Genomic DNA, 13,176 nt, shown 5'->3' on the forward strand with positions numbered 1-13,176 from the left:
CCCTGGTCTTGGCTAGGCAATACGGGAGGATAGAGGAAGCTCGTGAATGTGCAAAGTACTCGCGCCTAGAAGGTGTTGGAAATAAAAAAAGGAGTTGGGTGACCAACTCCTTTTTAGTTTTGCTGTTAGATTTTTTATTAGAACTCAAGAGGCAAAGAAACGGAAAGAACGTATGAGTCGTTCTTGAAATCTGTCGCAAGATCGTTTCCGTCACGTTCTGTGAAAGTTTCGTTCAAATATTCAAGATTCAAAGACACGAATGGCAAGCCTGTAAAAGCCACGCCTACTTTGTAGTTCGAACCTTTCAATTTACCGGAATCATCCAACTTAATTTCATTCATAAAGCCGTAACCAACCCAAGCTCTAAGAAGAATTGGGAAGTCGATACCAACCACGCCATATGCCGTGCTTCTTTTTGCATCTTCATTAGCGCCTGCATCTGGCTTATACTCCGCACTCACACCCATGGAATAATCAAGACCCGCCCAAAACATGATCGGCGACTTGTAGGCCAAACGAAGCCCCAACTGAGTACCGTCAATTTTACCATCGTCATCTTTAGTTTTACCCATCTCATAGCCAAGATATGGCTCCACTAAAAGATCGGCGTGCGACACGCTTGTAAAGCCTAGAATCAAAGCAAAGACTGCCATGAGCTTTTTCATAAAATTCTCCTTTTGTAATCCAAAACACTTAGGATTCGTCTAAAATTTTGAAAGGACTCTTTACAGAGGTCAATGACACTTCCACTGCGTACACGACCTTCTAAGAGTTCTTCTGGTTGAAAAACCAGTCCAGGGGAAACGCTTATGTTACGAACCTTCAAGGATGACAAAGAGTTCTATGCCTCCCTGCCCAAAAAGCGTATTGGCGCGGGCGTACTGCTTTTCTATAAGGGGGATTTGTTGATAGTGCAGCCAACTTATAATCCGGGATGGATTTTGCCTGGAGGCACTGTCGAAGGTGAAGAATCTCCTCTGGAAGGTTTGCACCGTGAAGTGCGCGAAGAACTGTCGATCGCCATTGAGCCGCGTGATTTAGTATCCGTCGATTATATTTCCAATAAAGACGTCAAAGGTGAATACATCCAATTTCTTTTCACCGCCAAAGAGCTGACAGAGGTGCAAGCACAAAGCATCCGCTTAGACCCTTACGAGCTTCGCGATCATAAATTTGTCGATATTGAAAAAGCGCTAACACTTCTCACTCCTTCGGTTGCAAAACGTGTCGGGCATAGCCTGATTGCGATAGAAGAAAAGAAAGGCGCGGTTTACTTGGAAAACGGATCTCCGTTCGTGAATTTATAATCACGAATAATTGCGCCGATTTTTTTTACCTAGGAATTATTAATTTAGATTTTAGATTTAGTTAAAGACATTACTTTAAAGCAGCAATCGCCGTCTTATAGTCTTTACCGAAAACATAACTGCCAGCCACAAATACATCAGCTTCATGACAAAGTTTCGCAGTTTCGGCGTTGATGCCACCATCGACTTCAATCAAACAATTCAAATTCTTCGTTTTGATTTCCTGGCGCAGCTTCGAAATTTTTTCGATTTGGTCGTGCATGAAAGACTGACCACCAAAACCAGGTTCTACCGTCATCACTAGTACAAGATCACACAATGGCAAAAGCGGAAGAACAGTCGCTAACGAAGTTTTAGGTCGCAAAGTGATGCCAGGTTTAGCACCCAATTCACGAATGCGGCGAAGAACCGCAACAGGATCTTTGGTAGCTTCCACGTGAATGGTTAAATAATCACTGCCCGCCTTAATAAAATCTTCGACGTAGCGCTCGGGCTCTTCGATCATCAAGTGAACATCCAGGGGAAGTGGAGACACTTTCTTCAAAGACTTAACAACCGGAATACCGATCGTGATATTGGGAACAAAGCGCCCGTCCATCACATCCACGTGAATCCAGTCTGCCCCCGCTTCGGCAACGGCCTTGATTTCTTTTTCAAGATTCGCAAAATCCGCTGACAAAATAGAGGGAGCGACCATCTTAGACACCGAGCTTGTCTCCTACTTTAAGATCGTGACCTTTTAAGAAGTCTGCCACCTTCATGCGGTTGCGAGACTCTGGCTGAACTTCGTATAACTTTAAAATGCCATCACCTGTCGCCACAGACAAGTGATCCGCGTTGACTGTCGTGATGCTTCCCGGCTCTGCACTCACCGGTCCACTAACGGGAACCGCTTTATGCAATTTCAACTTTTTACCTTGAAGCAAAGTGAAAACTCCAGGCCCGTAAACGAAACCACGAATTTTCCCGTCAATCGCTTTTGCAGAAAGATTCCAGTCCACCTGCGATTCATGCTTTTCAATTTTTTTAGCAATGGTGACTTGCGACTCATCTTGCGGCGTCGGCGCTAAGTTGCCACGCACATAATCCATCAGCTCCACACGCAAAAGATCCGCACCCAACTCTGCAAGTTTATCGTGAAGCTCTAAAGCGTTCATTTCGGGAGTGATCTTCACGCGACGAATGCCGATGATGTCTCCGGCATCGAGCTTCTTCACCATCTTTTGTAGAGTCACGCCACTTTCAAGATCGCCCGCTTCAATCGCACGTTGAATGGGAGCCGCTCCCCGCCATCGCGGCAAAACAGATCCGTGAACATTCACGCAGCCAAAACGAAAAGAATCTAAAAAACTTTGTGTCAGAATTTGCCCGAAGGCGACGACAACACCAACTTCTGCTCCCCAGCTAGCAATTTCTGCAACGGCAGCAGCGTCCGCTTTTAAGGACTCAGGAGAAATAACTTTTAAATTATGTTCTTGAGCTAAAACCTTCACCGGGCTTGGTGTCAGTTGCAATTTACGTCCTGCGGGACGATCAGGTTGAGTGACAACTCCGACGACCTCAAAGTGCTCATCTCTCAGAAGAGCTTGCAAAGAGGTCACGGCAAATTCAGGGGTTCCAAGAAAACAGACGCGGACCTTACTCACACTTCCAACTTTTCTTTTCCAGATGACGGAGCATCCCCCTCTTTGTCTTTATCTTTCACAGGGTAGCCGTACTTTTTGATTTGGTTTTTGATCTTATTGCCTTTAACGAAGCTCAAGTGATCGACGAAAAGAGTTCCCTCTAAGTGATCCAGCTCGTGCTGCATACAGATCGCAAGAAGACCATCGGTTTTTACGATGAACTCTTTGCCATTCAAATCAAAAGCTTTCATTTCGATATAGTTATAGCGCTCCACAGTTTCGTAGTAACCAGGGATAGACAAGCAACCTTCGTCGAAAGTTGTTTTGCCTTCGCCTTTAACGATTTCGGGATTGATTAGAATCAACGGTTGAGGAACGGCTTTTTCAAGATCCGTCATGTCTTCGTACTTATAACGACGACCTTTATCATCTTTAGGGCGAGTGTCGATAACAACCATACGCACCAACTCACCCACTTGCGGAGCCGCAAGTCCGATGCCGTTCGCGTCGTACATAGTTTCGATCATATCCTCGGAAAGCTTTTTTAGCTCAGGACCAAATTCCGTGACAGGTTTAGAAACTTCACGCAATTTCGGATCTGGGAATGTGAGGATTTTCATGATCATAGGAACCTCCGAGAGGCCCCCATTATATCAGCGTTTCAGCCTTTTGAGAAGGACCAAGGCCACGACCGTCATGACAATGTTGGGCATCCATGAAGCCACATAAGGAGGCAAAGTCCCATGCTGCCCTAAAGTGATTCCCGACGAATAAAACACGTAATAGGCGAAAACCAGCCCTAAGCAAATCCCGACATTCAGCATTGTACCACCCGAACGAGCTCGTCCGACGCTGAAAGGGATGCCTAAAAGACACATGACGAGGCCGGCAAAGGCAAAGCTGACCTTGGCGTGATAGTCGACCTCATAGGCCACTGTATCCAGGCCCGCGTTTTTGTTCTTTTCGATAAAGTGCTTTAGCTCCGCCTGCGACATCATATCGGCCGTCTGACCCGCGCTTTGCAGGTCTTTGGAGTCCTCGGCCATAACAATGTTTTTCTTTTTAAACTGTGTCGTTAAAGGAAAACTGGAGTTCTTGGTAAAGACCGTGACGGCACCGTTTTCAAGTAGCCACTGCGAGCCTTGAATGATGACTTCGCGAGATGTGATCATCTGCACCAGATCCCAAGCATCGTTGAAGAAGTACATCGTCAAACCTTGAGCGCGGTCCCCTTTGGCATTCAAAGTCTGAATGTTGAAGATCGAGTTCTTAGAGCGGTACCAGATCTTATCAGTTTTGATCGTCGAAAAACGATGCGGCTCTTTTTTCAGATCATAATAAAGAATGTAGTTCTTTTCTTTCGTCGCTTTTGGAATCAAGCGATCCGAGGCGTAATAACCCAGAACAGAAATAAAGCTGACGCAGATAAGGATCGGCGCGGAAATACGCAGAAGACTCATTCCACTCGCAAATAACGCGACGAGTTCATTCGCCTTATTCAAACTTGAAAGCGTCAAGATTGTGCCCAACAAACAGGCAACCGGAAGAAGCTTCGAAATGATTTCAGGGAGCGAATACAGATAGTAATTTAAGAGCGCCGAGGGAGCCACATTCTTATAATTCACCATCGTAGACATGGCGTCGACAGCGGTGAAGATCGTCGAAAACACCAAAAGACCACCCAGGAAATATCCCCAAAACAGCCATGTTGTGTATCTGTCGATTCTGTTCACTTGACTACTCCCGGTTTTCCTATTCTACTTTCCATATGGCTTTACGCGTCTTGCTTGCAGATGAGAGTTCCACAATCAAAAAAGTAATGCAACTGGCATTGTCTGACTTCGGTGTCGAAGTGAAGGCCGTTCCCGTGGGACTTGATGTATTAGCCGTCACCAAAAGCTTCAAACCCGATATTGTATTTGCCGACGTACTTTTGACAAAGCGTTCAGGTTACGAAGTTTGTTCTGATCTTAAGAACGATTCTGAAACAGCTCACATCCCGGTTGTGTTGATGTGGAGCGGTTTCATGGAGATCGACGAAGCCAAAGCCACTCAATGCCAAGCCGATCGTCGCTTGGAAAAGCCTTTTGATGCGGATCTTTTGCGCTCGATTGTCACTGATTTGGTGCAAAAGACCAAGTCCAATCCTATCAGCAATTTCTTGGCTTTTCCGGATATGCCTGAGTTTGAAGAAGCGCCTTCAGCCCCTCAAGAACAGCAGGTTGCGGAAGTTACGGCTTCAAAAAGCGGCAATATCTATGCAATTCCTGAAGCCGGTGAAAATGAGTTCGATCATATTCCTGAAATTGAAAATCCCGATGTGAATCCTTTGGAGTTGAACGACGAAGAATTTTCTTCGGTTCCATTGACGAATCCAAAAATGGCGGATGAGCATGACGAAGGTGGTTGGGCTCATCAAGATTTGACGAAATTTAAAATCAATTTGCCTGAGACTGAAAATAACGATTTTGCCTCTAAGTTTGTCATCCCGCAGGATGACGAATTATCGCAAGCGCATATTGAAGTCGCTGGTGATTTTGAAGAAATCAGCTTTGAAAAGCCTGCGGCACAGACAAAGACGAAGATTCCTTTAGAGTCCGACTCTTTCATTAACAAAGTTGAAAAATCAGTGAAAGAGCAGATGATGGAAACATTGTCGAAAGGGCCACAAAAAGCGGCACCTTCTAATGCTCAGCCCAATTCTCAATCCAAAGTAGACTTAAACGGCAATATGATGGAAAAGGTTATTCGTGAGGAAGCTCGCGAAGTGATTGAGTCTATTTGCTGGAAAGTTCTTCCTGAAATCGCGGAAAGAATCATCCGCGAAGAGATCAATAAAATCCTCCGCGAAACAGAGAAATCTATTTAAGCATCAGCCTTTATAAAAGCCTGGTGCTTTTGAAAGAGGTCGATTGCTATGACATTGTTGGAGCTCATCCGCGCTGCCATCAAAGAAGACATGCCTCAAGGCGATGTCACTACCGAATCTTTAGCACTTAAACCACGCATGGGCCGTGCTCGCCTGAAAGCCAAGGAAGACATTGTTCTTTCTGGAGCCATGGCTTTTGAACAATCCATGCAAGCCTTAGAACCCAGCGCCCGCGTGAAGTGGCACTTTGAAGAAGGTGACGAGATTTTAAAAAATCAGATCATCTGCACTATCGAAGGCGACTTAGTACAAATTCTTAAAGCCGAGCGTGTAGCTTTGAATTTCTTGGGACATCTTTCTGGTATTGCTACTCACACTCGTCGTTTCGTGAAACAAATTGCCGGAACTAAGACTAAAATCCTGGATACTCGAAAAACGACACCGGCTTTCCGTGAACTGGAAAAGCGCGCGGTCGTTCATGGGGGTGGTGTGAATCACCGCATGAATTTAAGTACTGCGATTCTTATCAAAGACAATCACATCTCTGTGATGGGTGGAATCACAGCGGCGGTGAATCGCGTGCGTGAACACTCTCAGCTTCCCATCGAAGTGGAAGCTCGCACTTTGGAAGAAGTGAAAGAGGCTGTCGGTCTGAACGTTCAACGCCTTCTCTTAGACAACATGGATAACGAGACTTTGAAAAAAGCTTTAACAATGATCCCTGCCGAAGTTGAAACGGAAGCTAGCGGAAACATGAATCTAGAGCGCGTTCGCTCTGTCGCAGAAATCGGTGTGAACTTTATTTCCGTCGGTGCTTTGACTCACTCTGCACCTTGCGCGGACGTGAGCCTTATCTTCCACTGGGAGGACTAATGGATACTCCTTTAGCTGACATCCGTATTGGGCAAGTGACATCACAGTGGGCGGAAAGCAATCACTTGTATGTCTCTTACAAAACACAACAAGACAGCACAAATTCTCTCGCTAAAGAAGAAGCCTTTGAAGAAAGTCTTTTGGAAGAGTCTTTGTGTCTTTACGTGACGGACCATCAAACTGCTGGACGTGGCCGCGGTAAAAACACGTGGCTGGATGCCCATCACGGAAGTGCGTTGCTAAGTTCGTGGTCTTTTCTTTTGGGAATCAAACCGCAACCGACGACTTCTTGCTTGGTGGGGCTCGCCGTCTACCGCGCTTGTTCGACAACGTGGCCTTTTTTACCTTGGAACTTGAAAGCTCCGAATGACATTTACATCGGAGACAAAAAGGTCGCGGGCATTCTTTTAGAAAGTCTGGTTCAAGGAAGCGACGTCCGTTTGATCATTGGCCTGGGCTTTAATGTCACTGCTTCTCCTGAAGAGGTTGAAACCGCAACAAGCCTGATTGAATCTTTACCGCAGGGCGCTCCCCTATTGGGTCAAGACTACATGGCCTTCTTGGACCGTTTGTTATTTGAATTAACAGATGCGGTTTCTCACTGTGATGAAGCTTTAAGTCCGACAGATCAATTGTCCTTGTTGACGGCTTTGAATCAACATCCTTTGTTGAAAGAAAAGTACACCGGCATGGAGGCTGATGGCAGCCTGCTTATTGGCGATAAAAAAATCAATTGGACGACTCTTTAGGAGGAAATCATGGCTTTGACATTCACTCCGTTCCCCGATTTAGGAAATGCTTGTCCAGAGTTTAAGCTTCCGGCAACGGATGGGAAAACTTATGCCTTAAAAGATTTCCCGACGGGACATCCTTTGGTTGTGATGTTCATCTGCAATCACTGCCCCTATGTTCAAGCCATTGAAGACCGTCTGATTCAACTGGGTCAGGATTTGAAAAAACAAAACGTATCCGTTGTTGCTATTTGCTCTAACGACGCGAAATCCCATCCTGAAGACTCTTTTGAGAATCTAAAAAAACGTGCGGAAGAAAAATCTTACCCGTTTGTTTATCTTTACGATGAGTCTCAAGAAGTCGCTCACAAGTTCGGCGCGGTCTGTACACCGGACTTCTTTGTATATGATAAAAATCACAAGCTTGCGTACCGCGGTCGCCTGGATGACTCTTGGAAAGATGCTAGCAAAGTGACAAAGCGCGAACTTTACGAAGCCGTGCAAACCTTAATAAAAGATCAAAAAGTTTCTGAAGAACAAACGGCCTCTATGGGCTGCTCAATCAAATGGATATAACAGCATGAAGTATATTTTATTTTTCATTCTAGTCGCGATGGTTTCATTCGGTCTTTTCCTTTCCAACTATTTGGGAGCTTGGAAAGGCGTCGACATCTCTGAATCACAGCAAGGTCCTTTTAAAACCGTGTACCTTGAGCATGTAGGCCCCTATCACAAAGTAAATAAAGTGATCGAAAAAGTGGAAAAATTCATGGCTTCACAAGGCGCACCTTGTGGTCGCACTTTCGGTGAATACATGGATGATCCACAAACAACAGAGGAAGCACGCCTTCGCTCTAAAGTGGGTTGCATCGTTGCTGAAGTTCCAGCAAACCTACCTGAAGACTTCAAATCCGGCGAAATCCCAGCCCGCAAATACGTTGTGGCCGTCTTCACAGGTTCTCCCGGCATTGGCCCTATGAAAGTCTACCCTCGTGTGAACGACTACATGCTAAAACAAAACCTAAAACAAACTGAAGCCGTCGTTGAAATCTACGAGATCCACTCGATCACTGAGAAAAACGCCATGACAACGACGTACCTATTCCCAGTCCAATAGGTACCTGCTTCCCTTCGTGTTAAAAAAAAAGAGGAGCGATAAGCTCCTCTTTTTTTTTAAAGTGCCTGCTTCTTTTTTGTACTGCTCTGCACGACAAAAAAGAAGCAGGCACCTTTTAGTTGATTTCGTATTCGGCGGTGACTTCTACGCGGACTTTGATTTGGCCGGAAGCTACGTCTGTGGATGCGGCTTCGGCGATGGCTTTATTGAAAGTGGCATAGAACGGTTGCGGTGGTGATTGGGATTGGTTGCTGGTGATTTTACCAACGGCTTTGATTTTAACTCCTGCCGCTTTGGCGATTTCTTCGGCTTTTACTTTGGCGGCGCGGACGGCGTCCCCCAGAGCAGCTGTTTCGACCTGCATTCTTTTGTCTGAATCCCAAGTTAATGATGCAACGTTCACTCCGGAAGTCTGAGTTTTCTTATCAGACACAATTGCGTCCAAGAAGTTTCCAGCGTCATCAATTTTACGCAAAGTCACTTGCAGGCTTTGAGTCACTCGGAAGCCCGTCATTCTGTTTTGCTGAGTTTTTTGATCGTACTCGTATTCAGGATTCAAACTGTAGTTGTCCGTTTGAACGTCTTCTTTCTTGATTTTGAAATCTTCAAAAACCTTCTTTACATTCTTGAACTGGCTAGCGGCCATTTGCTGGGCTTGTTTTGCTGCTGGAGCTTTTGCCCACACGCTGATAGAGATGTTTACAAGATTCGGGTCTAAGCCTCGCTCGGCCACGCCGTTGACCACAATCAAGTTGTCTGCGTGAGCCGCAGACGCCACTAAAGTAAGTGCTATAAGAGCACAGCTTAAAATCTTACTCATAAATTCCCCTTTCCATGGGTTACCTCAAAATTCTAATCCAGGCCCTAGGTAAGGTAAACTTCTTCGCGAGGTCCAACGCATTGATTCTAATATTGCGCTTCATTCGGCTTTGTTTTGATAATAGAGCCCTAGAGGAGTTCATTCATGAAAAAGTTAATTTTAATCGGGACAGCAGTGGCGATGATTGCTACGGGCTGTGCAACAGCGAACGAAAATCCAAACACAGCAAAAGGTGCTGGTATCGGTGCCGGTGTGGGCGCTGTTGTGGGAGCCGTGATTGGTCACCAAACAGGTCGTCGCAATGAAGGTGCGTTGATCGGTGCGGCCTTGGGTGCAGGTCTTGGCGGAGCTGTTGGTCACCGTTTGGATAAGCAACAAAAAGAATTGGCGAAAATCGCGGAGACAAAAAGAACAGAGCAGGGTCTTATCACAAAACTTAAAAGTGATATCTTGTTCGACACTGGTAAAGCAGACCTAAAACCGCAAGCCAAAGAAAACATCAATCAATTGGCGGCGATCATGAAGAAGTATCCAGAGAATGTTCTGACAGTTCGCGGTTACACAGACGATACAGGCAGCCAAATGGTGAACAACCCGTTGTCTCAACAACGTGCAGAAGCTGTTCGCAATCAGCTTGTAGCATCAGGCGTTCCTGCAAACACAGCAACAGCAGTGGGCATGGGTGCGGCTAACCCGGTTGATCCAGGAAAAACAAAAGAAGCTCGCGCTAAAAACCGCCGTGTAGAAATCGAAATCACGGTGGATGAATCTAAAGTTCCTAAGAACGCGCAAAAATAATTTGTTTTAGAAAAGACAAAATAAAAAGGCATCCCGAGGGATGCCTTTTTTTATTTCATGAGATTGCGGGCGATTTCTAAGAAGCGCGCCTCTGTCACTTCCGGCGGCCACGGGATGATAGGGAACTCAAAAGGCTCATCCTCCCCGATATTCCAAGAAGCTAAATCCTTTGTGATCAGGTCGCGAACCTCAGTTGCTAGCAAACGACGATCGATCTGTTTTACGACTTTGGGAAGTGGGAATTCCAAATTGAATTTCTGCGAGATCGCCCAGTGAATACGCGACTCTATAATTTCAAAATCAGGTAGAAGCGCTTTTACCGGAGACACCAAATCCCCGACATAAGCTTCAGTCGCATCATGAAACAACATGTGCAACGCGATCTCTTTCGTTGGAGAAACCTCTGCACCTAAGCAAGAGTGCTGACCCACGCTATAGAAAAAACGTGTGTGTCCATTAAAGCGCGCCTGACGAGCTAATGCACAAGCAATGTCTTCCATACGCACTGCTGCTGGGTCTGGATCCAAGATATTAAAACGTGTCCCGGAAAGAGTGATCACCCAGGATTTTTTGATGATTTCAGGTCTATTCAGCTTTTCGGTAAGTTCAGGCATCGCAATATTCATGAACGAAGTCCTTACCCGAAAGGGTTCCGTGTTGCATGAGTTTTCTCGTGATTCAAAGCATCATTTTGGCCTCAAATGAAATCTGTTGGATCAGTCATAAAACAAAAACCGGTGTTCCTGTGTTGAGAACTTTCAAGCAACAGAAATAAAACCATCATCACAACTTTTAAAGGAGATCGTATGAAAAAAATCATCGCACTATTTTTAGGAATTCTTTCTACATCGGCGATTGCTCACGCTTACTCTGCTGATATGTCATGGGACGAAATCAACCGTTCAAAATACCTTCACCCGAAGGCCCCTACAGTGTACATGGGTCGCTCTATTGACTACATGTTCGTTTGCCAAGATGGCGATCGTTTGCGCACACAAAAGCCTGTGGACATCACAGAGACTCGCAGCTATGGCGGTGACCGCATGGAAGTTGTGGTCGTTGGACGTGAATATCTATCAACTCCAATCAGTTATGTTCACACCGTGGAAGACTGCTTCTGGAATACAAATCAACGTATTTGCAAAGACGTCGACGTCTATGGCTCATATCCCTTGACCGTGACGATCCCGGTTTACAAGCGTATTTCAAACCGCAACGTAGAACGTGAAGAGCTTCTATTTAGAAAATCTTACACGGTTCCTTCGTGTAACGACGTGGTACAGCCGCACTAGGATTTCAATTACTTCTCAACTAGAGAAGCCCCTGCTTCTCTAGTTGTGATTTTCAGTTGGAAAACTTATTTAGACGCCATGCAAAGACGTGATTTTTTAAAGACGACAGCGACATTGGCGGCCCTTTCTTCTCTTCCAACGAAAACCTTGGCTCAAGGTTCTTCTTGGGTATCCAAAAACCTGACTGACGATTGGCCTATTGCACGCCTTTCTGACAACGAATCTTCAAGCCTCGATTTTAATGGCGACAACATCGATCGCCCGCACGACATTCTTTGGAATATCGACGGCTACATCGAAAAACAAGGTGGCGAACCGAAAGTCTCTGAAGAGTTGGACGTCGTTGTCGTCGGTGGCGGTATTGGTGGCCTTGCCAGCGCCTACTATCTTCGTCATAAAAAAATCGCCCTTCTTGAACAGGATTATCGCTTGGGTGGCAACACCAAGGGAGAAATGTACAAAGATGCGATCTACAGCATTGGTGCGGCTTACTTGGCTGAACCCGATGCCGAATCTCAATTAGGCATTTTACTGCGTGAGCTGGATATTCACGATAAGGCCCGTCGTGAGACGGGTGATGAAACCACCGTGTTCTATAATAAAAAATTCGCGCGTCCTTTCTGGGAAGGCGCCAGTGCGGATGCTCACGCCGACTTTAAAAAGTTCCACGCACGCTTAAAGCAGATCTTCAATGAAGCAGACTTTGGTTTCGAAAGTGATTTCGCCAAAGAATATGACCAAATGACGGCGGAAGAGTGGGTCGATAAAGAATTCCCAAATATTCATCCGCATATCAAAGAGTACATGCAGCTTTACGGCTGGAGTTCTTTCTGTGGCTCTATCGATGAACTTTCTGCTTTTCAATATTTGGGTTTCATCAGTTCTGAGACCGGAGCGCTTTTAGCGTATCCAGGTGGGAACTCTTATGTTGCGCAAAAGATGGCGATCCAAATTCGCAAAGATGCCGGCAAAGAATCCTTGCGCTCTGGCTGCATGGTTTTAAGAGTGAAGGCTGAAGGCGGCGGAGCAACGGTGCTTTATGTTGACGGCATGGGCGTATTAAAGAAAATCAAAGCAAATCATGTTGTCATGGCTTGCCCTAAGTTTGTCGCTCGTCGTTTGCTTCCGCAAATGCCAAAGCAACAAGATACAACGATTGATCTTCTTCCCTACCGTGCTTACTTGGTCGGAAACATCATCACGAAAAAGCCGATTCAAAGTCCAAGCTATGAGCTTTACTGTTTAACAGGAAAAATGCCTCCTTCGCCGACGGCAATGAAGCGCGGCGATCGAAGCTTCACCGACATTTGTTTTGGAACTTGGGCTCAAGAAGAAAAAACTCAGCACAGTGTTCTGACTTTGTATCAAGGCATTGCTTACGATGGTGCTCGTCAGTTCTTGTTCAACCCAGCCTCCCATGACAAATACAAAGCGAAGTATCTTACTGATATTGAGCCCGTTCTTAATGCCTTGGGTTTATCACAAAACGACATTCACGGTGTGCGCATGACTCGCTGGGGACATGCTCTTCCGGTCGCGGCTAAAGGTCTTCTTGCTGCAAGAACAGCACAGATTGCCTCTGCATCTATTCACGACGTGATTCACTTCGCGAACCAAGATAACTGGATGACTCCTTGCTTTGAAGCGGCTCACCAAGCAGCGATTGAAGTTTCCTCGCTTATTAAATAAAAAACTTCTGTCTTAATTTGAGAATGAAGACAGAAAATCCTTAAGCTCACAGGCA

Annotated in this window: 16 protein-coding genes; 9 read left to right on the plus strand and 7 right to left on the minus strand. The window is 45.7% G+C overall.

Annotated elements, in window-relative coordinates; translation table 11 throughout:
- Window positions 1–137 precede the first annotated feature (137 nt).
- Window positions 138–665 (minus strand): outer membrane beta-barrel protein, encoded by a 528-nt coding sequence (locus ACLWBD_RS12085; RefSeq protein ID WP_413568345.1) that lies wholly within the window; start codon window positions 663–665, stop codon window positions 138–140.
- Window positions 666–809: 144 nt separating this feature from the next.
- Here ACLWBD_RS12085 and ACLWBD_RS12090 point away from each other — a divergent pair, with 144 nt between their 5' ends.
- Window positions 810–1,307, plus strand: a complete 498-nt coding sequence (locus tag ACLWBD_RS12090; RefSeq protein WP_413568346.1) for an NUDIX domain-containing protein — start codon at window positions 810–812, stop codon at window positions 1,305–1,307.
- Window positions 1,308–1,377: 70 nt separating this feature from the next.
- On the opposite strand, the gene rpe is transcribed toward ACLWBD_RS12090, so the two are convergent.
- From rpe to lptG, 4 genes are read right to left on the minus strand one after another with little or no spacing between them, the layout of a single operon-like run.
- Window positions 1,378–2,004 carry a ribulose-phosphate 3-epimerase gene (gene rpe / locus ACLWBD_RS12095; protein WP_413570736.1) on the minus strand — a complete coding sequence of 209 codons (627 nt, stop codon included), beginning with the start codon at window positions 2,002–2,004 and terminating at the stop codon, window positions 1,378–1,380.
- Window position 2,005: 1 nt separating this feature from the next.
- Window positions 2,006–2,953 carry a methionyl-tRNA formyltransferase gene (gene fmt, locus ACLWBD_RS12100; RefSeq protein WP_413568347.1) on the minus strand — a complete coding sequence of 316 codons (948 nt, stop codon included), beginning with the start codon at window positions 2,951–2,953 and terminating at the stop codon, window positions 2,006–2,008.
- Window positions 2,950–3,558 (minus strand): peptide deformylase, encoded by a 609-nt coding sequence (def, locus tag ACLWBD_RS12105; RefSeq protein WP_413568348.1) that lies wholly within the window; start codon window positions 3,556–3,558, stop codon window positions 2,950–2,952. The genes fmt and def overlap by 4 nt, the downstream gene beginning before the upstream one ends.
- Before the next feature lie 27 nt (window positions 3,559–3,585).
- Window positions 3,586–4,665: an LPS export ABC transporter permease LptG gene (lptG, locus tag ACLWBD_RS12110; RefSeq protein WP_413568349.1), complete on the minus strand. Its 1,080-nt coding sequence runs from the start codon at window positions 4,663–4,665 to the stop codon at window positions 3,586–3,588.
- 35 nt (window positions 4,666–4,700) lie between these two features.
- Here lptG and ACLWBD_RS12115 point away from each other — a divergent pair, with 35 nt between their 5' ends.
- The 5 genes from ACLWBD_RS12115 to ACLWBD_RS12135 are packed head-to-tail and all read left to right on the plus strand — an operon-like array spanning window position 4,701 to window position 8,522.
- Window positions 4,701–5,801 carry a response regulator gene (locus tag ACLWBD_RS12115; protein WP_413568350.1) on the plus strand — a complete coding sequence of 367 codons (1,101 nt, stop codon included), beginning with the start codon at window positions 4,701–4,703 and terminating at the stop codon, window positions 5,799–5,801.
- Window positions 5,802–5,849: 48 nt separating this feature from the next.
- Window positions 5,850–6,674 carry a carboxylating nicotinate-nucleotide diphosphorylase gene (gene nadC / locus ACLWBD_RS12120; protein WP_063204648.1) on the plus strand — a complete coding sequence of 275 codons (825 nt, stop codon included), beginning with the start codon at window positions 5,850–5,852 and terminating at the stop codon, window positions 6,672–6,674.
- Entirely contained in the window at window positions 6,674–7,423 is a 750-nt protein-coding gene (locus ACLWBD_RS12125; protein WP_063204649.1) for a biotin--[acetyl-CoA-carboxylase] ligase, read from the plus strand. The genes nadC and ACLWBD_RS12125 overlap by 1 nt, the downstream gene beginning before the upstream one ends.
- A gap of 9 nt (window positions 7,424–7,432) precedes the next feature.
- Window positions 7,433–7,981, plus strand: a complete 549-nt coding sequence (locus ACLWBD_RS12130) for a thioredoxin family protein (protein ID WP_413568351.1) — start codon at window positions 7,433–7,435, stop codon at window positions 7,979–7,981.
- Window positions 7,982–7,985: 4 nt separating this feature from the next.
- On the plus strand, window positions 7,986–8,522 hold the full coding sequence (locus ACLWBD_RS12135) for an AraC family transcriptional regulator (protein ID WP_063204651.1): 537 nt from the start codon (window positions 7,986–7,988) through the stop codon (window positions 8,520–8,522).
- A 115-nt stretch (window positions 8,523–8,637) separates the two neighbouring features.
- Here ACLWBD_RS12135 and ACLWBD_RS12140 read toward each other — a convergent pair whose 3' ends face one another.
- The gene (locus tag ACLWBD_RS12140; protein ID WP_063204652.1) at window positions 8,638–9,342 is read right to left on the minus strand and encodes an SIMPL domain-containing protein; all 705 of its coding nucleotides are present in this window, start codon (window positions 9,340–9,342) and stop codon (window positions 8,638–8,640) included.
- 144 nt (window positions 9,343–9,486) lie between these two features.
- Here ACLWBD_RS12140 and ACLWBD_RS12145 point away from each other — a divergent pair, with 144 nt between their 5' ends.
- A complete protein-coding gene (locus ACLWBD_RS12145) occupies window positions 9,487–10,140 on the plus strand; it encodes an OmpA family protein (protein ID WP_063204653.1) in 654 nt (217 codons plus the stop codon).
- Window positions 10,141–10,190: 50 nt separating this feature from the next.
- Here the strand turns inward: ACLWBD_RS12145 and ACLWBD_RS12150 are convergent, their stop codons facing one another.
- Window positions 10,191–10,766 carry a hypothetical protein gene (locus ACLWBD_RS12150; RefSeq protein WP_063204654.1) on the minus strand — a complete coding sequence of 192 codons (576 nt, stop codon included), beginning with the start codon at window positions 10,764–10,766 and terminating at the stop codon, window positions 10,191–10,193.
- Window positions 10,767–10,946: 180 nt separating this feature from the next.
- Between ACLWBD_RS12150 and ACLWBD_RS12155 the strand changes: the two genes are divergently transcribed.
- Window positions 10,947–11,432 carry a hypothetical protein gene (locus tag ACLWBD_RS12155; RefSeq protein WP_063204655.1) on the plus strand — a complete coding sequence of 162 codons (486 nt, stop codon included), beginning with the start codon at window positions 10,947–10,949 and terminating at the stop codon, window positions 11,430–11,432.
- A 78-nt stretch (window positions 11,433–11,510) separates the two neighbouring features.
- Window positions 11,511–13,121: an FAD-dependent oxidoreductase gene (locus ACLWBD_RS12160; protein WP_063206515.1), complete on the plus strand. Its 1,611-nt coding sequence runs from the start codon at window positions 11,511–11,513 to the stop codon at window positions 13,119–13,121.
- Window positions 13,122–13,176 lie beyond the last annotated feature (55 nt).

The sequence above is a fragment of the Bdellovibrio sp. HCB117 genome (genome assembly GCF_047305915.1).
Taxonomy (GTDB): domain Bacteria; phylum Bdellovibrionota; class Bdellovibrionia; order Bdellovibrionales; family Bdellovibrionaceae; genus Bdellovibrio; species Bdellovibrio bacteriovorus_B.

Coding starts and splice junctions, on each gene's coding strand:
- ACLWBD_RS12135 (WP_063204651.1), top strand. CDS start 7,986: ATGAAGTATATTTTATTTTTCATTCTAGTCGCGATGGTTTCATTCGGT.
- ACLWBD_RS12085 (WP_413568345.1), bottom strand. CDS start 665: ATGAAAAAGCTCATGGCAGTCTTTGCTTTGATTCTAGGCTTTACAAGC.
- ACLWBD_RS12125 (WP_063204649.1), top strand. CDS start 6,674: ATGGATACTCCTTTAGCTGACATCCGTATTGGGCAAGTGACATCACAG.
- ACLWBD_RS12160 (WP_063206515.1), top strand. CDS start 11,511: ATGCAAAGACGTGATTTTTTAAAGACGACAGCGACATTGGCGGCCCTT.
- ACLWBD_RS12140 (WP_063204652.1), bottom strand. CDS start 9,342: ATGAGTAAGATTTTAAGCTGTGCTCTTATAGCACTTACTTTAGTGGCG.
- def (WP_413568348.1), bottom strand. CDS start 3,558: ATGATCATGAAAATCCTCACATTCCCAGATCCGAAATTGCGTGAAGTT.
- ACLWBD_RS12090 (WP_413568346.1), top strand. CDS start 810: ATGTTACGAACCTTCAAGGATGACAAAGAGTTCTATGCCTCCCTGCCC.
- ACLWBD_RS12130 (WP_413568351.1), top strand. CDS start 7,433: ATGGCTTTGACATTCACTCCGTTCCCCGATTTAGGAAATGCTTGTCCA.
- rpe (WP_413570736.1), bottom strand. CDS start 2,004: ATGGTCGCTCCCTCTATTTTGTCAGCGGATTTTGCGAATCTTGAAAAA.
- nadC (WP_063204648.1), top strand. CDS start 5,850: ATGACATTGTTGGAGCTCATCCGCGCTGCCATCAAAGAAGACATGCCT.
- ACLWBD_RS12145 (WP_063204653.1), top strand. CDS start 9,487: ATGAAAAAGTTAATTTTAATCGGGACAGCAGTGGCGATGATTGCTACG.
- ACLWBD_RS12150 (WP_063204654.1), bottom strand. CDS start 10,766: ATGAATATTGCGATGCCTGAACTTACCGAAAAGCTGAATAGACCTGAA.
- ACLWBD_RS12155 (WP_063204655.1), top strand. CDS start 10,947: ATGAAAAAAATCATCGCACTATTTTTAGGAATTCTTTCTACATCGGCG.
- ACLWBD_RS12115 (WP_413568350.1), top strand. CDS start 4,701: ATGGCTTTACGCGTCTTGCTTGCAGATGAGAGTTCCACAATCAAAAAA.